Source organism: Pantoea sp. C1E2 (genome assembly GCF_056491465.1).
Map to the genome: position 1 here is coordinate 3531666 of NZ_JBSZHT010000002.1, position 23376 is coordinate 3555041.

The following is a 23376-nucleotide window of genomic DNA, read 5'->3' on the forward strand; positions in this document are numbered from 1 at the left end:
AAAAACGGGCCCGAAGGCCCGTTTTCATCATTTCGAATTACTGATGCGCGACAATGATGTCGTCTTTAACATCCATTTCGATGGTTTTCCCCGGAACAAAAGCACCAGAAAGAATCTTCTGCGCCAGCGGGTTTTCAATTTGCTGCTGAATAGCGCGTTTCAATGGACGTGCACCGTATACCGGATCATATCCATTCTCACCCAACAGCTTCAGCGCTGCATCCGTGATATGCAATTGGTAGCCGCGTTCATCCAGACGTTTGTACAACCGCTGCAACTGAATCTGCGCGATTGAAGCAATGTGCTGTTCGCCAAGCGGATGGAACACCACAACCTCATCAATACGGTTAATGAACTCTGGGCGGAAATGCGAACCCACCACCGTCATCACCATATCTTTCATTTCCGGATAGTCCAACGCACCGAAGCGCTCCTGAATCAGATCCGATCCAAGGTTAGAGGTCATAATGACCACGGTATTACGGAAATCTACCGTACGCCCCTGACCATCGGTTAAACGCCCATCATCCAGCACCTGCAATAAGATGTTGAACACATCGGGATGAGCCTTCTCTACTTCATCCAGCAGAATCACTGAATAAGGACGGCGACGTACTGCTTCTGTCAGATAACCGCCTTCTTCATAACCCACATAGCCCGGAGGTGCACCGACTAAACGCGATACCGAGTGTTTTTCCATAAACTCGGACATATCAATACGCACCATGGCATCGTCGCTGTCGAACAGGAAGTTAGCCAGCGCTTTACTCAGCTCGGTTTTACCGACACCGGTAGGTCCAAGGAACAGGAACGAGCCAATTGGACGATTAGGATCGGACAGACCCGCACGACTACGGCGAATCGCATTCGATACCGCATCAACCGCCTCGTTCTGGCCAATCACGCGCGCATGCAGCTCTTGTTCCATCCGCAGCAGTTTATCGCGTTCACCTTCCATCATTCGTGCCACTGGAATACCGGTCCAGCGTGCCAGCACATCGGCAATTTCCACATCTGTTACGCGGTTACGTAATAGCTTCATGGTTTTACCTTCGGACTGCGTCGCAATAGTGAGCTGCTTTTCCAGCTCCGGAATTTTACCGTATTGCAACTCAGACATTTGACCGAGGTCGCCAACGCGTCGCGCCTGTTCCATCGCCAGACGAGCTTGCTCCAGTTCCGCCTTAATATTTTGCGTACCAGTTAAAGAGGCTTTTTCCGCTTTCCACTCTTCTTCCAGCTCAGCATATTCACGCTCTTTCTGATCGAGTTCCGTTTCCAGCATCTCCAGACGTTTGATGCTGGCATCGTCCGACTCTTTCTTCAGTGCCTGCTGTTCCAGCTTTAACTGGATAATGCGGCGTTCCAGACGATCCAGCGACTCCGGTTTCGAGTCCATCTGCAAACGAATGCTCGATGCCGCTTCATCGATCAAGTCAATGGCCTTATCTGGCAGCTGGCGATCGGAGATATAGCGATGCGACAGCGTTGCCGCAGCCACAATCGCTGGATCCGTAATTTGCACATGGTGGTGCAACTCATAGCGCTCTTTCAGGCCACGCAGAATAGCAATGGTGTCTTCAACACTCGGCTCAGCCACAAAGACTTTCTGGAAACGACGCTCCAGCGCCGCATCTTTTTCGATGAACTGGCGATACTCATTCAGCGTGGTAGCACCGACGCAGTGCAACTCACCGCGCGCTAATGCAGGTTTCAGCATGTTACCGGCATCCATGGCGCCATCGGCTTTACCCGCACCGACCATGGTATGCAGCTCGTCGATAAACAGAATGACGTTGCCTTCCTGTTTTGCCAGATCGCTCAGCACACCTTTCAGGCGTTCTTCGAATTCACCGCGATATTTAGCGCCCGCCACCAGCGAACCCATGTCCAGGGCCAACACGCGGCGGCCTTTCAGGCCTTCTGGCACTTCACCGTTGATAATGCGCTGCGCTAACCCTTCGGCAATCGCGGTTTTACCCACGCCGGGCTCCCCAATTAATACCGGGTTGTTTTTGGTACGGCGCTGCAACACCTGAATGGTACGACGAATTTCTTCATCACGACCAATCACCGGGTCTAACTTGCCAAGTTCGGCACGCTCAGTCAGATCGATGGTGTATTTTTTTAAAGCCTGGCGCTGATCTTCAGCCCCTTGATCGTTCACGTTCTCTCCTCCCCGTAATTGCTCGATGGCCTTAGTGAGTTTTTCGGTGGTTGCACCAGCAGACTTCAATATGTCCGCCAGCGAACCACGAGAGTCGAGGGCCGCCAGAACAAATAATTCAGATGATATAAAGTTGTCACCGCGCTTTTGCGCGAGTTTGTCGCACAGGTTCAGTACCCGAATGAGATCGGCTGAAGGCTGTACGTCGCCATCGGTACCTTCCACCTGCGGCAGTCGGTTGATAGCTTGTTCGATGCTGGTACGCAGACCAGCCACATCGGCACCGGCTGCGCTAAGCAACGGACGCACCGATCCGCCTTCCTGATTGAGCAACGCGCTCATCAAGTGAAGGGGTTCAATGAATTGATTGTCATGTCCCAGGGCAAGGGACTGAGCATCGGCAAGGGCCAACTGGAATTTATTAGTAAGACGATCCAGACGCATGATTCCTCCAATACAGGTCAAAATGCTACTGGAGATTAAATGAGGTCATGCCTCAAATTTTTCAAGTTTAATGAGCTGTATTGCGAACAAAAAATACGCTACTGGATCGTCTTGCGGCGTAAGGTTATCTCAGCCAAATCAAAGTTGCCATACGCCCGGTGATTCCATCGCGTCGGTAGGAGAAAAAATCATCGGCTTCGGTGAAGGTGCAACGCTGTGAACCACTGATAGAATGCACCCCGGCGGCCTGAAGGCGCTGACGCGCTAACTGCCAGATATTTGCAAAATATTTGTTACCTGCTGGACGAAAAGCCGCATCGGCTTGTGCATCGTGCGCCATAAAGGCTTCACGCACCTCCGCACCGACTTCAAATGCCTCAGGGCCGATGGCGGGTCCAAGCCAGACGTGGATCTCACTGGCCGGAGATTGAAACTGCTGCAATGTCTGTTCAAGCACGCCGTTACACAGACCACGCCAGCCGGCGTGGGCAGCGGCCACTTCACTGCCATCAAAACTGCAGAACAACACCGGCAAGCAATCCGCGGTCATGACAGCGCAAACTACGTCGGTTTCGCGAGTGATGGCCGCATCTGCATTCGGTATCGCATCTTCTGCAGGTAAACGGACAACATCCTGTCCATGTACCTGATTCAGCCACTGCGGCACGGCGGGCAGCAACTTATCCCTCAAATACTGACGATTTTGCAAGACATGCGTTTCAGCATCGCCAACGTGTGCCCCAAGATTCAGCGAATCCCAAGGCGCAGTGCTAACACCGCCATGACGCAAGGTGGAACATGCCTGAACGCGCTGCGGTGCAGGCCAGTCAGGAATGATCCACTCACTCATAGCCAATCCATCTGATCGCGGAACTCATGGGTATCGGCTTTCAGCGCATCAATCAGATCGACCATGTCTTGCGGCAATGGCGCATGCCATTCCATCTCAATCCCGGTGATGGGATGGTAGAGACGCAGCATGGTGGCATGCAGAGCCTGACGATCAAAACCACGCAGCGCGGTGATGAACGCATCCGATGCACCTTTAGGCGGACGCGGACGGCCACCGTAGAGCGGATCACCCACCAGAGGATGATTGATATGCGCCATGTGCACACGAATCTGGTGGGTACGACCGGTTTCCAGACGCAGTCGCAGACGCGTATGAGCACGGAAATGCTCCATAATGCGGTAATGCGTTGTAGCAGGTTTACCCATAGGGTGTACCGCCATATGCGTACGCTTGGTGGAGTGACGCGCCATCGGTTCGTTAACCGTGCCGCCCGCCGTCATGGTGCCGATCGCAACCGCTTCATATTCACGGGTGATTTCACGCAGCTGCAGCGTTTCAACCAGATGCGTCTGAGCAGGGACAGTCTTCGCCACCACCATTAATCCGGTCGTGTCTTTATCGAGGCGATGGACGATCCCGGCACGCGGTACATCGGCAATCGGTGGATAATGATAAAGCAGCGCATTTAATACAGTGCCATCAGGATTACCGGCTCCGGGATGCACCACAAGGCCACGCGGCTTGTTGATCACCAGGATATCGTCATCTTCATAGACGATGTTCAGTGGAATGTTTTGCGCTTCCCAGCGCTGCGCTTCTTCGATTTCAGCATCGATAGACACCTGCTCACCGCCGAAAACTTTCTCTTTCGGTTTATCGATGATGGTGCCGTTGACGCTGACGCGACGCTCGAGAATCCATTCTTTTATGCGGGAACGTGAATAATCAGGGAACAATTCCGCCAAAGTCTGATCTAAGCGTTGTCCAAGCTGTGCTTCGGACACCGTTGCGGTGAGTTGAACTTGTTGTGCCATATACAGCTTCTTCGTTAACGTTGGGTTTTCACGGCGATGCCGTTTAATATAATGTGCTATCGTACCAGGTCATAACCGGGAGCTATACGGACAGCTTCCGCTACAACACTTTGAGGATAATCATTTCGTCATGACGCGTATGAAACATCTGGTGGCTGCTGCCACATTGAGCCTGAGCCTGGCTCTGGTGGGCTGTTCCGGCTCATCGGATCCCGTCCCGGACAGCCCGCCGTCTGAAATTTATGCTACAGCCCAGCAAAAGCTGCAGGACGGTAACTTTAAAGCGGCGATTAAGCAACTGGAAGCACTGGATAACCGCTATCCATTTGGCCCTTACTCGCAGCAAGTGCAGCTGGATTTGATCTACGCGTATTACAAAAATGCCGATCTGCCACTGGCGCAAGCCGCTATTGCACGCTTTATGCGTCTCAATCCAACCCATCCGAACATCGACTACGTCATTTATATGAAAGGTCTGACGGATATGGCGCTGGATGATTCTGCACTGCAGGGCTTCTTCGGTATCGATCGTTCTGATCGTGATCCGACGCACGCTCGTGATGCTTTCCGTGACTTCTCACAGCTGCTGCGCGGTTATCCAAACAGCCAATATGCTGATGATGCGCAGAAGCGTTTAGCCTACCTGAAAGAGCGTCTGGCGAAGTATGAACTCTCGGTGGCGCAATTCTATACCAAGCGTGGGGCCTATGTCGCCGTTGTTAACCGTGTTGAAGGGATGATGAAAGATTTCCCAGATACCGAAGCGACGCACAAAGCACTGCCGCTGATGGAAAATGCTTACCGCCAGCTGCAGTTAACCGCAGAAGCGGACAAGGTAGCGAAGATCATCGCGACAAATAATCAGTCCTGATTTTACTACCAATAAAAAAGCAGCCTTAATGGCTGCTTTTTTTTGCCGAAAATTCAGCCAGATTGCTGATTATTCGCTGCGGTTAACTCATCAATCTTGCTCTTTTCATCCCTGCCCTTCAAGCATTTTCCTCGATTTTATAAGCCTTTCTCACAATTCATTGGCATTGACAAAAAGTGACATTTCAATGTGATCTAGATCACACTTTTTCCTGATTTACGCGGTATGCTGGTCCTACCCAGACGGAAATGACAGAGAGGTTTAACTATGATTCTGAACATTACCAGCAAACAAATGGAAATCACTGCGGCCATCCGCAACCATGTCGAAGACCGTCTCGCCAAGCTGGAAAAGTGGCAAACTCACCTGATAAATCCGCACATCGTGTTATCGAAAGAGCCGAAAGAATTCGTGGCTGATGCCACCATTAACACACCGAACGGCACGCTGGTCGCCAGCGCGAAACACGAAGATATGTACACGGCTATCAACGATCTGATTGCCAAGCTGGAGCGACAACTTAATAAGGCGCAGCACAAACCTGAAGCGCGCCGCGCAACCAGCAGTATGAAAGATTTCACTCCTGCGGGATAAACAACCTTTTTCCAGTAACGCGCCTGCGGGCGCGTTTTTTATTGACAGCTTTAAATCACTGCGGTTACTCTCAATCCACTTTATCGCTGGATAACACACATGAAACATCTACCGTTCTTCTTCGCATTCTTTTTTACCTTCCCCTGATTGGGAGGCGATTCGTCATGTGAAAATGAATGCGAAGACGAACAACAAAGCCTCCCAAACGGGAGGCTTTTTTATTGGACATTTTACAGGTGAGCCCTATGAACCCCGAAAATCCGCTGCTGGCGTTACGCGATAAGATCAGCGCCGTTGATGAAAAGCTGTTAACGCTGCTATCTGAACGCCGATCGCTGGCGGTTGAAGTGGCGCAAGCAAAGCTCGCGACCCATCGCCCAATTCGCGATGTTGAGCGTGAACGCGCACTGCTGGAAAATCTGATCTCACTCGGTAAGAAGCATCAACTAGATGCACACTACATTACCCGCCTGTTCCAACTGGTGATTGAAGATTCAGTGCTGACTCAGCAAGCGCTGCTGCAGAAAAACTTAAACCATCCGCACGCGCACGCGCCGCGCATCGCGTTTTTGGGTCCTAAGGGGTCTTACTCTCACCTCGCGGCACGTAAATACGCCACACGTCATTTTGATTCCATGGTTGAGATGGGCTGTCTGAAATTCCATGACATTATTCATCAGGTGGAGAGTGGTCAGGCGGATTACGCCGTGATGCCGATCGAGAACACCAGCTCCGGCTCAATTAACGACGTCTATGATCTGCTGCAGCAAACGACGCTCTCGATCGTCGGCGAGCTGACCATCCCTATCGAGCACTGTGTGTTGGTTAACGGCAATACCGACTTACAACAAATTGAAACGGTTTATAGCCATCCTCAGCCATTCCAGCAGTGCAGCCAGTTCATCAATCGGTTCCCGCAGTGGAAAATCGAATATACCGAGAGCACCGCTGCCGCAATGGAAAAGGTCGCGGCGATGAATTCACCAAAAGTGGCGGCATTAGGCAGCGAGGCGGGCGGAGAGTTGTATGGTCTGCAGGTATTGGAACGGAATCTAGCCAACCAGCAACAGAACCACACGCGTTTCATTGTGCTGGCGCGTAAGCCGATTGAGGTTTCTGGCCAGGTGCCAGCCAAAACTACATTGATTATGGCTACCGGTCAGCAGGCCGGTGCGCTGGTTGAGGCTCTGCTGGTGCTGCGTAATCACAATCTGATTATGAGCAAACTGGAAAACCGCCCAATCAACGGTAATCCATGGGAAGAGATGTTTTACATCGACGTGCAGGGCAATCTGCAATCAGAGAACATGCAGTTGGCGTTGAAAGAGCTGCGAGATTTGACGCTTTCTCTGAAAGTGCTCGGCTGCTATCCGGGTGAAAATGTTGTTCCGGTTGAACCGCGACTGTAAGTGAAAAAGGCATCCTTGCGGATGCCTTTTCTTCTATTGCCGGCTGTCGTTCGCCGAACGCAACATGCTTCGGCTTTCCACCAGGAAGCGTTGAGCGTAATCACCAAACCAATGCGCGACACCTTCAAAACTCTTGATGAACGCCTGTTTATCACCCTGCTCCAGCAATTTAATCGCATCACCAAAGCGCTGGTAATAACGCTTAATCAGCGCCAGATTGCTCTCCGAAGACATGATGATGTCGGCGTAAAGCTGCGGATCCTGAGCAAACAGTCGGCCAACCATCGCCAGTTCCAGACGATAAATCGGCGAGGACAGCGCCAGCAGCTGATCCAGATTGACGTTCTCTTCTGCCAAATGCAGACCATAAGCAAAGGTAGCAAAGTGCCGCAGCGCCTGAATAAATGCCATGTTTTGGTCATGCTCGACGGCACTAATGCGGTGCAAGCGCGCGCCCCAAACCTGAATCTGCTCCAGGAACCACTGGTAAGCTTCCGGCTGACGGCCATCACACCACACCACTACCTGCTTCGCCAGACTGCCGCTATCCGGGCCAAACATCGGATGCAAGCCCAGCACCGGGCCAGTATGCGCCGCCAGCATCGCCTGTAGTGGACGGTTCTTCACCGATGCTAAATCAACCAGGATACAATCTTCCGGCAGCGTTGGCAGTTCAGCGATGATCTGCTCCGTCAGATGAATAGGCACACTGATGATCACCATGCCCGCATCTTTGAGCAGTTCTTCAGAACGATCCCAATCGCCCTTATCCAGAATGCGTACCTGGTAACCTGACAGGTTGAGCATTTTTTCGAACAAACGACCCATTTGGCCACGCCCACCGACAATCACCACCGGACGTAGTGTTGGGCAGAGTGTTTTAAAGCCTTTGTCGTTTTCATGTGCATAAGACTCACGCATCAGACGACGCAAGACATCTTCGATCAAATCCGGCGAAACACCGAGTGTTTCTGCTTCCTGACGACGTGAAGCCAACATGCTGGCTTCACGTTCTGGCACATAAATCGGCAAACCATAACGGCTTTTGACTTCACCTACTTCGGCTACCAGCTCAAGACGTTTAGCTAATAGCCCAAGCAGGGCTTTATCGACTTCATCAATTTGATCGCGTAGCGCGGTCAGTTCAGCCACCATGACTCTTTATTCCTCGTGTGACAGACGCGCCGACAGCACTCCCTGCAGATCCTGATGGATTTCACGCAGCAAGGTTTCCGTGGTTTCCCAGTCGATGCAGGCATCAGTGACGGAAACACCGTACTTCATTTCGCTACGTGGCTGTTCAGAAGACTGGTTGCCTTCGTGAATATTGCTTTCAAGCATCAGGCCAATAATGGAACGGTTTCCATCTTTAATCTGCGCAATAGCCGATTCGGCTACGCCAGGCTGACGGCGATAGTCTTTATTAGAATTACCATGGCTGCAATCTATCATTAAGGCCGGACGCAGTCCCGCTTTGAGCATCTCTTTTTCACACTGCGCAACATCTTCAGGACCGTAGTTAGGTGCTTTACCACCACGCAGGATCACATGGCCATCCGGGTTGCCTTGAGTCTGTAACAAGCAAACCTGCCCCGCCTGATTGATGCCAACGAAACGGTGTGGCATCGCTGCGGCACGCATGGCGTTGATCGCGGTGCCCAGGCTGCCATCAGTGCCGTTCTTGAAGCCGACAGGCATTGATAAACCTGAAGCCATCTCGCGGTGCGTTTGTGACTCGGTAGTACGGGCACCGATTGCAGACCAGCTAAACAGATCGCCGAGATATTGCGGACTGTTAGGATCCAGCGCTTCCGTTGCCAGCGGCAGGCCCATTTCCACCAGGTTCACCAGCAGCTGACGCGCGATGTGAAGCCCGGCTTCCATATCAAATGAATTATTCATGTAAGGATCGTTGATAAGCCCCTTCCAGCCAACGGTGGTACGAGGTTTTTCAAAGTAAACGCGCATAACGATATACAGCTGATCCTTCAACTGTGCAGAGAGAGTTTGCAGCTGACGAGCATATTCCAGTGCGGCTTCGGTATCGTGAATTGAACAAGGACCACAGACCACCAGCAGGCGCGGATCGCGGCCAGCAATAATATCGGCAATGGTCTGGCGAGAAGCAGCAATCTGCGCTTCCTGCGCCGCAGTGAGCGGGAACTTAGCCTTCAGCTCTTGCGGAGTGATCAAAATTTGTTCGTCGGCGATATGCACATTGTTCAGCGCGTCTTTCTGCATGATGGCGATCCTTTTTAACTCGTATATGCGGTTTGGGATCCTCACTGAGGATGGCGCTTACTTTACCACAGTCTGTAATGGATGCAATCCACACGTGTACACATTTATTACCAATAATATTACTAGCACTAAGAAAATAAATATAAACACAGTAAAAACATTACCTTAACCAATTAAATATGGAAACCCAAAGCAATCAAAGTGTACACATTAAATTACAGCAATGAATTTTAGCACCTGACATCTCTCTGACAATGTCACTCAATTCAGGCTAGTAATGATATTTCAGGATCCCTCAGGCATCTTTTACAACACCGCGATTTTGAAAAGTATGAAATGACTTACCCCTACACCCCATTTGCTTCCAACTGAACAGACAGAAACCTTGTATCGCGATGTTCCTTAGAAAACGCCCATAAAAAAAGGGGCTGGCCCTTAGGCCAACCCCTTGTTTGCTATTAACTTTGGGATGTTGCTTACGCGCCCAGACGCTCTTTGATACGAGCTGACTTACCGGTACGCTCACGCAGGTAGTACAGTTTGGCTTTACGCACAGCACCACGACGTTTGACAGAAATGCTGTCAATTACCGGAGAGTGAGTCTGGAAGACACGCTCAACGCCTTCGCCGTTTGAAATCTTACGAACAGTGAATGCAGAATGCAGACCGCGGTTACGAATAGCGATAACCACGCCCTCGAATGCCTGCAGACGCTTCTTAGAACCTTCAACGACCCATACTTTCACTTCCACGGAATCACCCGGACGGAATGAAGGTACGTCCTGCTTCATCTGCTCTTGTTCAAGTTGCTTGATAATGTTGCTCATAATTAAATCTCTATATCCTGGGTAAACTGATAGTCAGGGAAGATTACTCTTCCACCTGATGGTTTTGTTGCTGCTGATGTTCCCGTTGGAACTCATTTAGCAACCGTGCTTGCTCTTCAGTCAGAGCCAGGTTTTCCAGAAGTTCAGGTCTTCTTAGCCAGGTACGGCCCAGCGACTGTTTCAGGCGCCAGCGGCGAATATCGGCATGGTTGCCCGACAGTAATACTGGCGGAACCTCCATCCCTTCTAACACTTCAGGTCGGGTGTAGTGCGGGCAATCCAGCAACCCTTCAGAGAACGAATCCTCATCGGCTGACGCTTGCTTGCCCAATACGCCGGGAATAAACCGGGCGACTGAATCAATCAATGTCATTGCTGGTAGCTCACCACCACTGAGTACGTAATCACCGATTGACCATTCTTCATCAATCTCAGTGTGAATCACGCGCTCATCAATCCCTTCATAACGACCACATACCAAAATCAACTTCTGGTTGGTCGCCAGTTCGCAAACGCCCTGTTGGTCCAGTTTGCGACCCTGAGGTGAAAGATAAATCACCTTGGCACCTTCTCCCGCCGCCGCTTTCGCTGCGTGGATTGCATCCCGTAAGGGTTGCACCATCATCAACATTCCCGGTCCGCCGCCGTAAGGACGTTCATCCACGGTACGGTGCCGGTCGTGAGCGAAGTCACGAGGACTCCAGCTTTGAATGTTGAGCAGGCCATTTTTTACTGCCCGGCCAGTTACCCCGTACTCGGTAATAGCGCGAAACATCTCTGGAAACAGGCTAATAACACCAATCCACATCGCGTTCGCCGTTACGTTACCGGATTGTCCGGAGATCAAAAACCAGGATCCCAATCTACTTCAATCGTGCCAGTAGAGAGATCGACTTTCTTGATAACCTGTTCATCAAGAAACGGGATTAACCGCTCTTGAGCACCGAATGCATCTTTCAGGTTTGCCTTAACGACGAGAACGTCGTTCGAACCGGTTTCCATCAAATCAATGACTTTGCCCATTTCGTAGCCGTCGAGGTTTACCACTTTGCAACCCATAAGGTCTTTCCAGTAGTAATTACCGTCATCCAGCGCTGGCAGCTGCGTGGAGTCAACCGTGATTTCGCAATTGGTTAACTGTGCCGCAGCGTCCCGATCGTCAATGCCTTTGACTTTGATGATCAGGTCCTGATTGTGGTGCTTCCAACCTTCCAGTTCGACCTGCTGCCATTTACCGGCGCGCTGGATGAACCAGGGTTGGTAGTCGAAGATGCTTTCAGCGTCTTCAGTGGAGGAAAACACTTTGAGCCAACCTCGAATGCCGTAAGCGGCCCCCATTTTGCCCAATACGATTGGGTTAACGAGAGGCGGTGCGGCAGGTTTAATGCTCATGCTAACCACCGTGACAGATTAAGCTGCTTTTTTTGCTTCTTTGATCAGCGCGTTAACGCGATCAGAAAGCGTTGCGCCCTGGCCAACCCAGTGCTCAATACGGTCCATATCCAGACGCAGACCTTCAGCCTGACCAGAAGCGATCGGGTTGAAGAAACCTACGCGCTCGATGAAACGACCATTACGCGCATTGCGGCTGTCAGTAACGACGACCTGATAGAACGGACGCTTTTTAGCGCCGTGACGTGCCAAACGAATTGTAACCATAACATCCTCATTAGTTAATAAAGCGCTCGGGCTCCATCGAGGGATGGAACCCGAGCGCAATATAAAAAGCCCGAAAATTTTACTCATTTTGGCGAAAAAAGCAACCTGAGCGTGTCAATTTTCTGGCTATATGCCAGTCGCCTTAGCGACCAGGGAATCCGGGCGGCATCATGCCTTTCATGCCACGCATCATTTTGGCCATGCCACCCTTCTTCATTTTCTTCATCATGCGCTGCATGTCGTCGAACTGTTTCAATAAACGGTTAACGTCCTGCACTTGCATACCTGAACCGGTGGCAATACGGCGCTTGCGTGAGCCCTTGATGATTTCCGGTTTCTGACGCTCTTTGGTGGTCATCGAATTGATGATGGCCTCCATACGCACCAGCACTTTGTCATCCATCTGTGACTTCACGTTGTCTGGCAACTGGCCCATGCCCGGCAACTTGCCCATCAGGCTGGCCATACCGCCCATGTTGCGCATCTGCTTCAGTTGATCAAGGAAGTCGTTGAGATCAAAACCATCACCGGTTTTGAGTTTCTTCGCCAGTTTCTCCGCCTGTTCGCGGTCAACTTTGCTCTCAATATCTTCGATCAGCGACAGTACGTCGCCCATGCCGAGAATGCGTGAGGCGATACGGTCTGGATAAAACGCTTCCAGTGCTTCCGTCTTCTCACCCATACCCATAAATTTAATCGGCTTGCCGGTAATGTGACGAATCGACAGTGCCGCACCACCGCGCGCATCACCATCCACTTTCGTCAGAATCACACCGGTCAGCGGCAGCGCTTCATTAAAGGCTTTTGCCGTGTTTGCCGCATCCTGACCGGTCATGGCATCGACGACAAACAGGGTTTCTACCGGATTGATCGCGGCGTGTACCTGTTTGATTTCGTCCATCATCGCTTCATCGACGTGCAAACGACCGGCGGTATCCACCAGCAGCACGTCATAGAATTGCAGCTTCGCTTCTTTCAGCGCGCTCTTAACGATGTCGACAGGCTTTTGGCTCAAATCGGAGGGACAGAAGTCCACGCCAACCTGCTGCGCCAGGGTTTCCAGCTGTTTGATCGCCGCCGGGCGATAAACGTCGGCAGAAACCACCAGCACTTTCTTCTTGTGCTTTTCACGCAGGAACTTACCCAGCTTCGCCACGCTCGTGGTTTTACCGGCACCTTGCAGGCCTGCCATCAGCACCACAGCCGGTGGCTGGGCGTTGAGATTCAGCGCGTTATTTTCTGCGCCCATTGCCGTAACCAACTCGTTACGAACAATTTTTATGAATTCCTGACCAGGCGTCAGGCTTTTGTTTACATCCTGACCCACTGCCGCTTCTTTTACGCGGTTGATGAAGTCGCGCACGACCGGCAGCGCAACGTCCGCTTCCAGTAATGCCATGCGCACTTCACGCAAGGTGTCTTTAATGTTGTCTTCGGTCAGCCTTCCGCGGCCGCTGATGTTGCGCAGGGATTGCGACAAACGATCGGTTAAATTATCAAACATGCTCTCTCACTTAAGACCGTAGCGAGGCCGCCTGGGCGGCACAATGCGGCGGATTATAGCACGAAGCCTCAGCGATCTCTGCAATTGACCGTCAGATCGTTTGGAGCCTGATGCAGCTGACGCTATACTGGTTTTTTCCTTATCTGACCGACACCTGAAAGGATCTATGTTCGTTTTCGCGATCTTGGCGCTTTTCGCCTACTCCCTCAGTCTTGCATTGATTATTCCTAGCCTGCTGAAACGCAACGGTGGCTGGCGTCGTTTTGCCGTGCTTTCAGCTTGCGTGGCACTGATTGCCCATGCAGTTGCACTGCAGCAACGCATTTTTGCCGTCGACAACGGACAAAATCTCAGTCTGCTGAATATTGGTTCGCTGGTGAGTTTATTGATCTGCGCGATCATGACTATTGTGGCTTCGCGTAATCGTGGGTGGTTACTGCTGCCGATTGTGTACGGCTTTGCTTTGATTAACCTCGCCTTCGCTACCTTTGTGCCGAATGCCTTTATTACCCATCTGGAAACCACGCCGGGCATGATGGTCCATATCGGCCTGTCACTGTTTGCCTATGCCACGCTGATTATCGCTGCACTTTATGCGCTGCAGCTGGCATGGATCGATTACCAGTTAAAAAACAAGAAACTGGCTTTCACCCAGGATATGCCGCCATTGCTCAGTATTGAGCGCAAAATGTTTCATATCACGCAGATTGGTGTGGTGCTGTTGACGCTGGTGCTGTGCACCGGGCTGTTCTTTATGCACAACCTGTTCAGCGCTGAGAACGTCGATAAAGCGGTGCTTTCCATCCTTGCCTGGTTTGTTTATATCGTTCTGCTCTGGGGACACTACCATGAAGGCTGGCGCGGCCGCCGTGTCGTCTGGTTTAACTGCGGCGGCGCACTGCTGCTAACCATGGCCTACTTCGGCAGTCGCGTTTTACAGCACCTGCTCACTTCTCACTAAAGGAATTCTTGCGTTGGAACATGTTTCAACCACCACGCTGATCGTTACGCTGGTCATCATGGTGCTGGTCTCTGCGTACTTCTCCGGTTCAGAGACCGGCATGATGACGCTCAATCGTTACAAACTGCGCCATAAAGCCAAAACCGGTAACCGTGGCGCACGCCGGGTTGAGAAACTACTGCGTCGTCCCGATCGTCTCATCAGTTTGGTTTTGATTGGCAATAACCTCGTCAATATTCTCGCTTCCGCGTTGGGCACCATTGTCGGCATGCGCCTTTACGGCGATGCGGGCGTCGCGATTGCAACCGGCATCCTGACTTTTGTGGTGTTGGTGTTTGCCGAAGTGTTGCCGAAAACAATTGCGGCGCTCTATCCCGAAAAAGTTGCCTATCCGAGCAGCGTACTGTTGGCTCCACTCCAATATGTGATGCTGCCTTTGGTCTGGCTGCTTAACACCATCACCCGCATTCTGATGCGCATGGTCGGTATCAAGACGGAAGGCTCCATCAATTCTGCTCTGAGTAAAGAAGAGTTGCGTACCATCGTCTATGAGTCACGCTCGCTGATGTCACGCCGTAATCAGGACATGCTGCTGTCGGTGCTGGATCTGGAAAAGGTCAGTGTTGATGACATCATGGTGCCGCGTAATGAAATTGTCGGCATCAATATCAACGATGACTGGAAATCGATTGTGCGCCAGCTGAGCAACTCGCCACATGGACGCATTGTGCTGTTCCGCGACTCACTGGATGATTCAGTTGGCATGCTGCGTGTGCGTGAAGCCTGGCGCATGATGACTGAGAAGAAAGAATTCAACAAAGACCGCCTGCTACGCGCCGCTGATGAAATTTATTATGTTCCGGAAGGCACGCCACTGAATGTGCAGTTGGTAAAATTCCAGCGCAATAAGAAGAAAGCCGGCTTAGTGGTCGATGAATATGGTGACATCAAAGGGCTGGTGACCATTGAAGACATTCTGGAAGAGATTGTTGGCGACTTTACGACGTCCATGTCTCCTTCGCTGGCGGAAGAAGTGATGCCGCAGAATGATGGCTCAGTATTGATTGAGGGCAGCGCCAACGTGCGTGAAATCAATAAAGCCTTTAACTGGACGTTACCCGAAGATGAAGCGCGCACCATTAATGGCATGTTGCTGGAGGCGCTGGAAGAGATTCCGTTGGTTGATACCCGAGTGAAAATCGGTAAGTACGATGTTGATATCCTCGACGTCCAAGACAACATGGTGAAGCAGGTGCGCATTACCCCGCATCATCCGCTGAAATCCTCCATCGGTTCCTGAAGCCAAAAAAAACGCCGCGAACATCGCGGCGTTTTCATTTCTGCTCAGGCAGGCACTAGATGTGCAGCTCTTTCAGCTTTTCTGCCGGCAGTTTCAGATCTTCATTACGGTTCACGCCAATGTCATGCGCCAACACGTTGCGCGCGATCTGCTGCGCTTCGTCGAGTGAGTGCAGCTTGTAGCTACCACACTGGTATTCATTCAGTTCCGGGATCTGGCTCTGTTCTTTCACTTTCAGAACGTCTTCCATCGCCCCTTTCCACGCTTTCGCTACGCGCTGCTCGTCAGGTTCACCAATCAGGCTCATGTAGAAGCCGGTGCGGCAACCCATTGGCGAGATATCAACGATTTCTACGCCATCACCGTTGAGGTGATTACGCATAAAGCCGGCAAACAGGTGCTCCAGCGTATGAATGCCGCGCTCAGTCAGAATATCAATATTCGGACGGCAGAAACGCAGGTCAAAAACGGTGATGGTATCGCCATGCGGAGTGTTCATGGTTTTTGCAACGCGCACGGCAGGTGCGCCCATGATGGTGTGATCAACAGTAAAACTATCCAGTAGTGGCATACGTCACCTCCTGTTTTGAGATTTTTTTTAAAACGATGAAACTTTTCCGTTCGCCCAACGTCTGAATATATGAAAGACGCGCATTTGTTATCATCATCCCTGACAACAGAGATGTTAATTTTGGCCACAATGATGTGGCCATTTTCTTTTTCAGCCTTCGCGACCTGCCAGGTAGCTTTCGAAATCCAGCGTATCGCTCTGTTCCAGCTTTTCCTGCGCCTGCACCGACTCCAACGCCTGACGACTAAAGTCATCTTCAGTCAAAATCTCTAACGGCTCTTCACACAGCAGATGGCGATACTGTTCAGCCAGTGCCACACCTGCACCGGTCAAGCCATTTTCTTTGATGGCATGCAGAATGCGCGCTGAATAGGTTAGCTCAGGATCATCAAACGATGCCACCAGTTGATCGCAAACCTGTTGATATTGCGTGCTGCCGTAATTGCTGTCGAGCACTTCGGCCACACGACGCAGGTCGGCAAACAGGGCCTTACCCACATCAACCAGCGGATGTTCTGTGTCGCTACAACCCACGCCAATCACCTGTCCCGGCTTACGTCCTTCCATGACCACGCGGTTCCAGTTTTTACGGCTGCACAGCAGTTCGTCGGAACTCATTTCAGGGGCATCCGCCAGGGTACACCAGATCAGGAACAGGTCGAGGAAACGCGCCTGATTAGCGTCCACGCCAATAGCGGAGAACGGGTTGATATCCAGAGAACGTACTTCGATGTACTCGATCCCGCCGCGTAACAGCGCATCAGAAGGCGCTTCACCCGAACGTGTTACACGTTTTGGACGAATCGGTGCATACAATTCGTTCTCAATCTGCAACACGTTAGTGTTCAGCTGCAACCAGTTACCGTCTGCATCTTTGGTTCCCATCGCTTCATACTCTGCGGACGGCGTTTTGATCGCCGCTTTCAGCGCAGCAACGTAACCGTCGAGCGAGTTAAAGGTGATGCCCAGGCCGCTTTGTGACTTGTTGGTATATCCCAAATCACTGAGACGCAGTGAAGTCGCATACGGCAGCCACAGCGTACCCTTGCCGTCTGTTTCAAACGGGAGCTTGCTTTCACGACCTTGCAGGAAGGACGAGCAGATCGCCGGTGAGGCACCAAACAGGTATGGGATCACCCAGCCAAAGCGATAGTAGTTGCGGATCAGACGCAGATAACCGGCAGAGATGGTCTCTTTACCGCTTTCCGCATCTTTAACGTCTGCCCACTCCTGCCAGAACGACAGTGGCAGCGAGAAGTTATAGTGCACGCCAGATATAATCTGCATCAGTGCGCTATAGCGATTTTTCAGCCCCTGACGGTAGAGCGTTTTCATCTTGCCGATGTTAGAGCTGCCATATTGCGCCAGCTCGATGCTATCAACATCATCAACATAACCTGGCATACTGAACGGCCACATGCGTTCCTGACCCAACTCACGCGCCGTGTGGCGGTGAATATCACGCAGGAATGCCAGTGAACGATCAATACTTTGATCGACAGGTGTGATGAACTCCAGCAGCGTTTCGGCAAAATCGGTGGTGATCCAACTGTGCTTTAGCGCTGAACCCAGAGATTCAGGATGCCCGGTCGTTGCCAGGTGGCCATTCGGATTGACGCGCAACGTCTCGCGTTCAATGCCACGGCCGATACCCTTTAACGCGTCGGGATGCGCTTCCAACCAGGAAAGTGCTTTTGATACGTCCGGGATCACATTAACCTCCCGCTGTGCGAATAATTTATTTTTGTTCAGCATAATGTTAACCGTAGCCTCGAATCTGTGCGAATCAATGCCACCATTGCATTGTTTGTAATGTGGCGGTCGCGATAACGATATAACGCAGCGTTTTACCGATGGCGAGGAACAGCACCGAGGGCAGCCAGGCAAAGCGCAACCAGCCTGCAAGCACGCAAAGCAGGTCGCCCACTACCGGCAGCCAGCTTAATAGCAGTGCTGCAGGTCCCAATCGATGTAACCACGTCATTGCTGTGTCATGCCATCGCCCCTGCCCTTTTGGCGGCATGAGGCGACCAAGAATAATGTTGGTCAGGCCACCCAGCGTGTTTCCCACTGATGCGGCCAATAACAATCCATAGATCGAACCCTTTTGGGCGATCAGCAAAGCAATCAGCACAGCCTCTGAACTTCCCGGAAGCAGGGTGGCACTCAGAAAGCTACTGCCGAATAACGATCCATAGGTCAGGAATTCATTCACAGTAAACGGACATCAACCACATCCATGCCCGCGGCTTGCGCCGCCTGAACACCAAAGTCAGCATCTTCAAACACCACACAGCGTTCAGGTGCCACGCCCATTAATTCGGCGCAGCGTAAAAAGGTCTCGGGTTGAGGTTTATGGCGCTGCACATCATCCGCACCGACCACGGCATCAAACAGATGATAGACACCCAACGCTTCCAGCAGAGCCTTTGCCAGGCTGTGTTCACTGCCCGTGCCCACCGCCATTGGTCGACGACCGTGATACGCTTTCACCACGTCCATTAACGGTAACGGGCGCACGTCATCCAGCAACATCGCTTTAAGCGCCTCAGTTTTCTCTGCGGCCAGCAGATGTGGATCGTGCTCAGCGTTGTTCTGCTCAAGAATGTACTGCGCCAGCTGCCAGGTGGGTGCGCCATTAAAGCTCACCATTTTTTTCTCATCCATGGTGAAACCGTAGCTGCTCAGCACCTGCTGCCAGGCTTTTCGATGTGTCGGCTCAGTATCCAGGATCGTGCCGTCCATATCGAAAATCAGGGCGTCATATTGGTCGTACATTGTCACTCCATCGAGCACCACAAAATGAGCCATTACTTTAGCGTAATGCGCTTAGGTTGTCGCCAGGTGTGCTTAACAGCAAATGCTTTGAAAGCATTAGCTATTTTTGTTTTCGGAAAAAGGTCAGGTGGCGATGCCGGGGATAAATGGCGGTTATATAAGTGGTTTTTGCGTGATGCAGAAAAATGGGAGGTAAATTCAGAAAGCAGGCGTTGATTGTTTTGAACAGGAGATGGTGCATCCAGGAGGATTCGAACCTCCGACCGCTCGGTTCGTAGCCGAGTACTCTATCCAGCTGAGCTATGGATGCATTGGGGTCTGACTGATATGACTAATGAAACACACTGAGAGTAGCGTGCGGAAAGCAGAATGGTGCATCCAGGAGGATTCGAACCTCCGACCGCTCGGTTCGTAGCCGAGTACTCTATCCAGCTGAGCTATGGATGCATTGAGAGATTTTCTTACGATGGACTTACTGCAATCAACCTGGGAATGATACGAAGAATGGTGCATCCAGGAGGATTCGAACCTCCGACCGCTCGGTTCGTAGCCGAGTACTCTATCCAGCTGAGCTATGGATGCATCGAGTTAATTCTTGTACAACGCAGGGTGCTGACAACTCACCATGAAAGGAACTGCTCGTTCACTCTTACTTCAGTTTTCCGAATGGTGCATCCAGGAGGATTCGAACCTCCGACCGCTCGGTTCGTAGCCGAGTACTCTATCCAGCTGAGCTATGGATGCATCGGAAATGGCGGTGAGGCGGGGATTCGAACCCCGGATGCAGCTTTTGACCGCATACTCCCTTAGCAGGGGAGCGCCTTCAGCCTCTCGGCCACCTCACCATACGCGTTCTTCCGAACCGTGCTTCTGAACTTGTTTCTGCTCATCGGCACTGCGTGGCGCACATATTACTTTCCCGCACTTATAAGTCAAACAATTTTTCCCGACTTTTTCCGGATATCGATTTGATTGCACAAATGACGCGCAATTAGGATGTTTTACCGACAAAAAGAGTGATTAATCAACAGAGAAAGCACGTTGCAGTTAGCAAAATGGGAAGAAAGAAAATGGGATCAAAGCAGGGAGAAAAGAGAAATGCGGGAAGAAAAGCGGTAGCGCCTCGCTGGATGCGAGGCGCTGAATCCGTTAGTAACTCGTTTGCTGAGTTTTTTCGGCCTGGATACGCTGATAGATTTCTTCGCGATGCACCGAAACTTCTTTAGGCGCATTAACGCCAATACGGACCTGGTTACCTTTAACACCCAGCACCGTTACAGTCACCTCATCGCCAATCATGAGGGTTTCACCAACTCGACGAGTTAGAATAAGCATTCTTTGCTCCTTGAAAGATTAAAAGAGTCGGGCCTGTTCGGTCTCCCGGCCATATCCATCATATAACGCTGAACAATGTCTATGACAAATACACCATTGTGCATCGCCACGCCAATACATTCTGCTGATAGTTAGTTTAGCCGAAATACACTACATCAACCGGACTTTGTCATTATCGGGTGCACACCGCGTTAAAAAGCGCCAGAACACGGGGATTCTGGCGCTGCTCACGATGCTGAGTTTTAATTCGTTACAGTCGGTTACTCACCCACTCCGGCACACCAGCCAGTGCACCAGACAGGGCCTCAGGGTTTGTGCCGCCCGCCTGAGCCATATCAGGACGGCCACCGCCTTTACCGCCAACCTGAGCGGCCAGTTCGCCAACCAACTCACCCGCTTTGACACGGTCGGTCAGGTCTTTGGTCACACCAGCAATCAGGGAAACCTTACCGTCCGCAACGGTTGCCAGCACAATGATGGCCGAGCCGAGCTGATTTTTAAGATCATCCATCATGGTACGCAGCATCTTCGGCTCAACGTTGCTGAGCTCGCTGACCAGCAGTTTGGTGCCCTTCACGTCCACCGCTTGACTGCTGAGCGAGGCACTTTCTTGCGCCGCTTGCTGATCGCGCAGCTGCTGCAGTTCTTTTTCCAGCGCACGAACATGATCAACCAGACCGCGCACCTTCTCATTCAGATTACTGCTGTTGGCTTTAACCACCTGAGCAATTTCAGATATCTGATCGCTTTGTGCATGCAGTTGAGCAATCGCGCCCTCACCCGTCAGCGCTTCAATACGGCGCACACCTGCCGCCGTACCGGATTCAGACTGAATGCGGAACAGACCGATGTCACCGGTGCGCGCAGCGTGTGTACCGCCACACAGCTCAACGGAGTATTCGCCCATGCTGACCACGCGCACACGCTGTTCATATTTCTCACCAAACAACGCTGTTGCGCCACGCGCTTTCGCTTCATCCAGATCCATCACTTCGGTCTGAATGAGTAAATTGCGACGAATCTGGGTATTAACGATATCCTCAACGGTACGAATCTGCTCTGGCTTCATCGCTTCAGTATGAGAGAAGTCGAAGCGCAGGTATTTATCGTTGTTGAGCGAGCCTTTCTGGCCCACGTGATCGCCTAATACTTCACGTAACGCTTCATGCATCAGATGCGTTGCCGAGTGGTTCAGGATGATACGTGCACGACGCTCTTCGTCCACTTGCGCATTGAGGCGGTCACCAACACGCAGCTCACCGCTGTTGAGCTTACCGATATGACCAAAGGCTTTGCCATACTTCTGTGTATCCTGGACGCTGAATTCAGCATTCTGCCCAGTTAACACACCGGTATCGCCTACCTGACCACCCGACTCACCATAGAAAGGAGTCTGATCCAGAATCACTACCGCATCCTGACCAGCAGCAACCTGCTCGACCTGCTTGCCGTCAACAAAAAGCGCCTGCACGGTGCCTTCAGCCTGCAGTTGCTCATAACCTTTAAAATCAGTGGCAGCATCAAAGCGAATTACGCTGTTGTAGTCAGCACCGAAGCCACTGGCCTCACGTGCGCGCTGACGCTGCTGTTCCATGGCCGTTTCAAAGCCCGCTTCGTCAATCTTCAGATTGCGCTCGCGGCAGACATCGGCAGTCAAATCCGCCGGGAAACCGAAGGTGTCATACAGACGGAAGACCGTTTCACCATCCAGCGTATCGCCTTGCAGATTGGCCAACTCTTCATCCAGCAATGCCAGGCCGCGTTCCAGCGTCTTAGCGAACTGCTCTTCTTCATTTTTCAGAGCATTTTCAACATGCTTCTGCTGGCGTTTCAGGTCTTCACCGGCATCGCCCATGACATCAATCAATGGCGCGACCAGCTTGTAGAAGAAGGCCTCTTTAGCGCCCACCATATTGCCATGACGCACTGCGCGACGAATGATGCGGCGCAGCACGTAGCCACGGTTTTCATTCGATGGGATGACACCATCAGCGATCAGGAATGCACAGGAACGGATGTGGTCAGCGATGACGCGCAACGATTTATTGTTGAGGTCGGTTGCACCGGTAACCTGGGCAACAGCCTTGATCAGCCTGGCAAACAGATCGATTTCATAGTTGGAGTTAACGTGCTGCAGTACCGCGGCGATGCGCTCCAGGCCCATACCGGTATCAACAGAAGGCTTCGGCAAAGGTTCCATGGTGCCGTCGGCCTGACGGTTGAACTGCATGAAAACGATGTTCCAGATCTCAATGTAGCGATCGCCATCTTCTTCCGGGCTACCCGGCGGGCCACCCCAGATATGGTCGCCGTGATCGTAGAAAATTTCGGTGCATGGACCGCAAGGGCCGGTATCACCCATCTGCCAGAAGTTGTCAGATGCGTAGGCGCTGCCTTTGTTATCGCCGATGCGGATGATGCGTTCGCGCGGTACACCAACATCGTTAGCCCAGATTTCGAAAGCTTCATCATCGGTTTCATAAACCGTGACCCACAAACGCTCTTTTGGCAGCTTGAACCACTGCTCACCCGTCAGCAGTTCCCAGGCATAAGCAATTGCTTCTTTCTTGAAGTAGTCGCCAAAGCTGAAGTTACCCAGCATTTCAAAGAAGGTGTGGTGACGAGCGGTGTAGCCAACGTTCTCAAGATCGTTGTGCTTGCCACCGGCGCGCACGCAACGCTGAGACGTGGTTGCGCGTGCATAATCGCGTTTATCCTGACCGAGGAAAACGTCTTTAAACTGCACCATTCCCGCATTGGTAAACAGCAACGTTGGGTCGTTATTCGGTACGAGGGAGCTGCTGGCTACAACCTGATGTCCCTTGCTATGAAAAAAGTCGAGAAACGCTTGACGGATCTCAGCAGTGCTCTTGCTCATATAATTCCTG

Annotated in this window: 22 protein-coding genes, 5 tRNA genes and 1 other annotated feature; of the genes, 6 read left to right on the top strand and 21 right to left on the bottom strand. The window is 51.7% G+C overall.

What is annotated here, in order from left to right; translation table 11 throughout:
* Positions 1-37: 37 nt before the first annotated feature.
* From clpB to rluD, 3 genes are all read right to left on the bottom strand, one after another.
* Entirely contained in the window at positions 38-2611 is a 2574-nt protein-coding gene (gene clpB / locus ACXI0A_RS16870) for an ATP-dependent chaperone ClpB (protein WP_476147594.1), read from the bottom strand.
* A 124-nt stretch (positions 2612-2735) separates the two neighbouring features.
* Complete coding sequence (yfiH, locus tag ACXI0A_RS16875) at positions 2736-3461, bottom strand: purine nucleoside phosphorylase YfiH (protein WP_476147592.1); 726 nt, start codon at positions 3459-3461, stop codon at positions 2736-2738.
* Positions 3458-4438 (bottom strand): 23S rRNA pseudouridine(1911/1915/1917) synthase RluD, encoded by a 981-nt coding sequence (gene rluD / locus ACXI0A_RS16880; protein ID WP_224933362.1) that lies wholly within the window; start codon positions 4436-4438, stop codon positions 3458-3460. The genes yfiH and rluD overlap by 4 nt, the downstream gene beginning before the upstream one ends.
* 130 nt (positions 4439-4568) lie before the next feature.
* On the opposite strand from rluD, the gene bamD reads away from it, so the two are divergent.
* The 4 genes from bamD to pheA all read left to right on the top strand — a co-directional run bounded on the left by bamD (position 4569) and on the right by pheA (position 7312).
* Complete coding sequence (gene bamD, locus ACXI0A_RS16885; RefSeq protein ID WP_100703654.1) at positions 4569-5309, top strand: outer membrane protein assembly factor BamD; 741 nt, start codon at positions 4569-4571, stop codon at positions 5307-5309.
* Positions 5310-5576: 267 nt separating this feature from the next.
* A complete protein-coding gene (gene raiA / locus ACXI0A_RS16890) occupies positions 5577-5903 on the top strand; it encodes a ribosome-associated translation inhibitor RaiA (protein WP_034822244.1) in 327 nt (108 codons plus the stop codon).
* A 98-nt stretch (positions 5904-6001) separates the two neighbouring features.
* Positions 6002-6126, top strand: a sequence feature (Phe leader region).
* Entirely contained in the window at positions 6003-6050 is a 48-nt protein-coding gene (gene pheL / locus ACXI0A_RS16895) for a pheA operon leader peptide PheL (protein WP_100703679.1), read from the top strand. It overlaps the preceding feature by 48 nt.
* A gap of 22 nt (positions 6127-6148) precedes the next feature.
* On the top strand, positions 6149-7312 hold the full coding sequence (gene pheA, locus ACXI0A_RS16900) for a bifunctional chorismate mutase/prephenate dehydratase (RefSeq protein ID WP_224933363.1): 1164 nt from the start codon (positions 6149-6151) through the stop codon (positions 7310-7312).
* 33 nt (positions 7313-7345) lie between these two features.
* On the opposite strand, the gene tyrA is transcribed toward pheA, so the two are convergent.
* From tyrA to ffh, 7 genes are all read right to left on the bottom strand, one after another.
* Positions 7346-8467 (bottom strand): bifunctional chorismate mutase/prephenate dehydrogenase, encoded by a 1122-nt coding sequence (tyrA, locus tag ACXI0A_RS16905; RefSeq protein ID WP_476147589.1) that lies wholly within the window; start codon positions 8465-8467, stop codon positions 7346-7348.
* Positions 8468-8473: 6 nt separating this feature from the next.
* A complete protein-coding gene (locus ACXI0A_RS16910; protein WP_476147587.1) occupies positions 8474-9553 on the bottom strand; it encodes a 3-deoxy-7-phosphoheptulonate synthase in 1080 nt (359 codons plus the stop codon).
* 476 nt (positions 9554-10029) lie between these two features.
* Complete coding sequence (gene rplS / locus ACXI0A_RS16915; protein WP_034822234.1) at positions 10030-10380, bottom strand: 50S ribosomal protein L19; 351 nt, start codon at positions 10378-10380, stop codon at positions 10030-10032.
* Positions 10381-10423: 43 nt separating this feature from the next.
* Entirely contained in the window at positions 10424-11188 is a 765-nt protein-coding gene (trmD, locus tag ACXI0A_RS16920) for a tRNA (guanosine(37)-N1)-methyltransferase TrmD (protein WP_202404642.1), read from the bottom strand.
* A 35-nt stretch (positions 11189-11223) separates the two neighbouring features.
* Complete coding sequence (rimM, locus tag ACXI0A_RS16925) at positions 11224-11772, bottom strand: ribosome maturation factor RimM (RefSeq protein WP_224933365.1); 549 nt, start codon at positions 11770-11772, stop codon at positions 11224-11226.
* A gap of 18 nt (positions 11773-11790) precedes the next feature.
* Positions 11791-12039, bottom strand: a complete 249-nt coding sequence (gene rpsP / locus ACXI0A_RS16930) for a 30S ribosomal protein S16 (RefSeq protein WP_039330808.1) — start codon at positions 12037-12039, stop codon at positions 11791-11793.
* 142 nt (positions 12040-12181) lie between these two features.
* A complete protein-coding gene (ffh, locus tag ACXI0A_RS16935) occupies positions 12182-13543 on the bottom strand; it encodes a signal recognition particle protein (RefSeq protein WP_224933366.1) in 1362 nt (453 codons plus the stop codon).
* A 166-nt stretch (positions 13544-13709) separates the two neighbouring features.
* Between ffh and ACXI0A_RS16940 the strand changes: the two genes are divergently transcribed.
* Positions 13710-14504 (top strand): cytochrome C assembly family protein, encoded by a 795-nt coding sequence (locus ACXI0A_RS16940; RefSeq protein WP_224933367.1) that lies wholly within the window; start codon positions 13710-13712, stop codon positions 14502-14504.
* Positions 14505-14517: 13 nt separating this feature from the next.
* Complete coding sequence (locus tag ACXI0A_RS16945) at positions 14518-15804, top strand: HlyC/CorC family transporter (protein ID WP_224933368.1); 1287 nt, start codon at positions 14518-14520, stop codon at positions 15802-15804.
* Positions 15805-15859: 55 nt separating this feature from the next.
* On the opposite strand, the gene luxS is transcribed toward ACXI0A_RS16945, so the two are convergent.
* The 11 genes from luxS to alaS all read right to left on the bottom strand — a co-directional run bounded on the left by luxS (position 15860) and on the right by alaS (position 23366).
* The gene (gene luxS, locus ACXI0A_RS16950; protein ID WP_039330800.1) at positions 15860-16375 is read right to left on the bottom strand and encodes an S-ribosylhomocysteine lyase; all 516 of its coding nucleotides are present in this window, start codon (positions 16373-16375) and stop codon (positions 15860-15862) included.
* A 150-nt stretch (positions 16376-16525) separates the two neighbouring features.
* Positions 16526-18130 (bottom strand): glutamate--cysteine ligase, encoded by a 1605-nt coding sequence (gene gshA / locus ACXI0A_RS16955; RefSeq protein ID WP_224933369.1) that lies wholly within the window; start codon positions 18128-18130, stop codon positions 16526-16528.
* Between the two features lie 31 nt (positions 18131-18161).
* Entirely contained in the window at positions 18162-18590 is a 429-nt protein-coding gene (locus tag ACXI0A_RS16960) for a YqaA family protein (protein WP_100703645.1), read from the bottom strand.
* The gene (gene yqaB / locus ACXI0A_RS16965) at positions 18587-19153 is read right to left on the bottom strand and encodes a fructose-1-phosphate/6-phosphogluconate phosphatase (RefSeq protein WP_476147582.1); all 567 of its coding nucleotides are present in this window, start codon (positions 19151-19153) and stop codon (positions 18587-18589) included. The genes ACXI0A_RS16960 and yqaB overlap by 4 nt, the downstream gene beginning before the upstream one ends.
* Before the next feature lie 233 nt (positions 19154-19386).
* A tRNA-Arg gene (locus ACXI0A_RS16970) sits at positions 19387-19463 on the bottom strand.
* A gap of 60 nt (positions 19464-19523) precedes the next feature.
* Positions 19524-19600 (bottom strand) — tRNA-Arg (locus tag ACXI0A_RS16975).
* Positions 19601-19658: 58 nt separating this feature from the next.
* Positions 19659-19735 (bottom strand) — tRNA-Arg (locus ACXI0A_RS16980).
* A gap of 85 nt (positions 19736-19820) precedes the next feature.
* Positions 19821-19897, bottom strand: a tRNA-Arg gene (locus tag ACXI0A_RS16985).
* A gap of 8 nt (positions 19898-19905) precedes the next feature.
* Positions 19906-19998: transfer RNA gene (locus tag ACXI0A_RS16990), tRNA-Ser, on the bottom strand.
* Positions 19999-20302: 304 nt separating this feature from the next.
* Positions 20303-20488 (bottom strand): carbon storage regulator CsrA, encoded by a 186-nt coding sequence (csrA, locus tag ACXI0A_RS16995; protein ID WP_004155916.1) that lies wholly within the window; start codon positions 20486-20488, stop codon positions 20303-20305.
* A 250-nt stretch (positions 20489-20738) separates the two neighbouring features.
* Positions 20739-23366 carry an alanine--tRNA ligase gene (gene alaS / locus ACXI0A_RS17000; RefSeq protein WP_476147580.1) on the bottom strand — a complete coding sequence of 876 codons (2628 nt, stop codon included), beginning with the start codon at positions 23364-23366 and terminating at the stop codon, positions 20739-20741.
* Positions 23367-23376 lie beyond the last annotated feature (10 nt).

Coding starts and splice junctions, on each gene's coding strand:
- clpB (WP_476147594.1), bottom strand. CDS start 2,611: ATGCGTCTGGATCGTCTTACTAATAAATTCCAGTTGGCCCTTGCCGAT.
- yfiH (WP_476147592.1), bottom strand. CDS start 3,461: ATGAGTGAGTGGATCATTCCTGACTGGCCTGCACCGCAGCGCGTTCAG.
- rluD (WP_224933362.1), bottom strand. CDS start 4,438: ATGGCACAACAAGTTCAACTCACCGCAACGGTGTCCGAAGCACAGCTT.
- bamD (WP_100703654.1), top strand. CDS start 4,569: ATGACGCGTATGAAACATCTGGTGGCTGCTGCCACATTGAGCCTGAGC.
- raiA (WP_034822244.1), top strand. CDS start 5,577: ATGATTCTGAACATTACCAGCAAACAAATGGAAATCACTGCGGCCATC.
- pheA (WP_224933363.1), top strand. CDS start 6,149: ATGAACCCCGAAAATCCGCTGCTGGCGTTACGCGATAAGATCAGCGCC.
- tyrA (WP_476147589.1), bottom strand. CDS start 8,467: ATGGTGGCTGAACTGACCGCGCTACGCGATCAAATTGATGAAGTCGAT.
- ACXI0A_RS16910 (WP_476147587.1), bottom strand. CDS start 9,553: ATGCAGAAAGACGCGCTGAACAATGTGCATATCGCCGACGAACAAATT.
- rplS (WP_034822234.1), bottom strand. CDS start 10,380: ATGAGCAACATTATCAAGCAACTTGAACAAGAGCAGATGAAGCAGGAC.
- trmD (WP_202404642.1), bottom strand. CDS start 11,188: ATGTGGATTGGTGTTATTAGCCTGTTTCCAGAGATGTTTCGCGCTATT.
- rimM (WP_224933365.1), bottom strand. CDS start 11,772: ATGAGCATTAAACCTGCCGCACCGCCTCTCGTTAACCCAATCGTATTG.
- rpsP (WP_039330808.1), bottom strand. CDS start 12,039: ATGGTTACAATTCGTTTGGCACGTCACGGCGCTAAAAAGCGTCCGTTC.
- ffh (WP_224933366.1), bottom strand. CDS start 13,543: ATGTTTGATAATTTAACCGATCGTTTGTCGCAATCCCTGCGCAACATC.
- ACXI0A_RS16940 (WP_224933367.1), top strand. CDS start 13,710: ATGTTCGTTTTCGCGATCTTGGCGCTTTTCGCCTACTCCCTCAGTCTT.
- luxS (WP_039330800.1), bottom strand. CDS start 16,375: ATGCCACTACTGGATAGTTTTACTGTTGATCACACCATCATGGGCGCA.
- gshA (WP_224933369.1), bottom strand. CDS start 18,130: ATGCTGAACAAAAATAAATTATTCGCACAGCGGGAGGTTAATGTGATC.
- yqaB (WP_476147582.1), bottom strand. CDS start 19,153: ATGTACGACCAATATGACGCCCTGATTTTCGATATGGACGGCACGATC.
- csrA (WP_004155916.1), bottom strand. CDS start 20,488: ATGCTTATTCTAACTCGTCGAGTTGGTGAAACCCTCATGATTGGCGAT.
- alaS (WP_476147580.1), bottom strand. CDS start 23,366: ATGAGCAAGAGCACTGCTGAGATCCGTCAAGCGTTTCTCGACTTTTTT.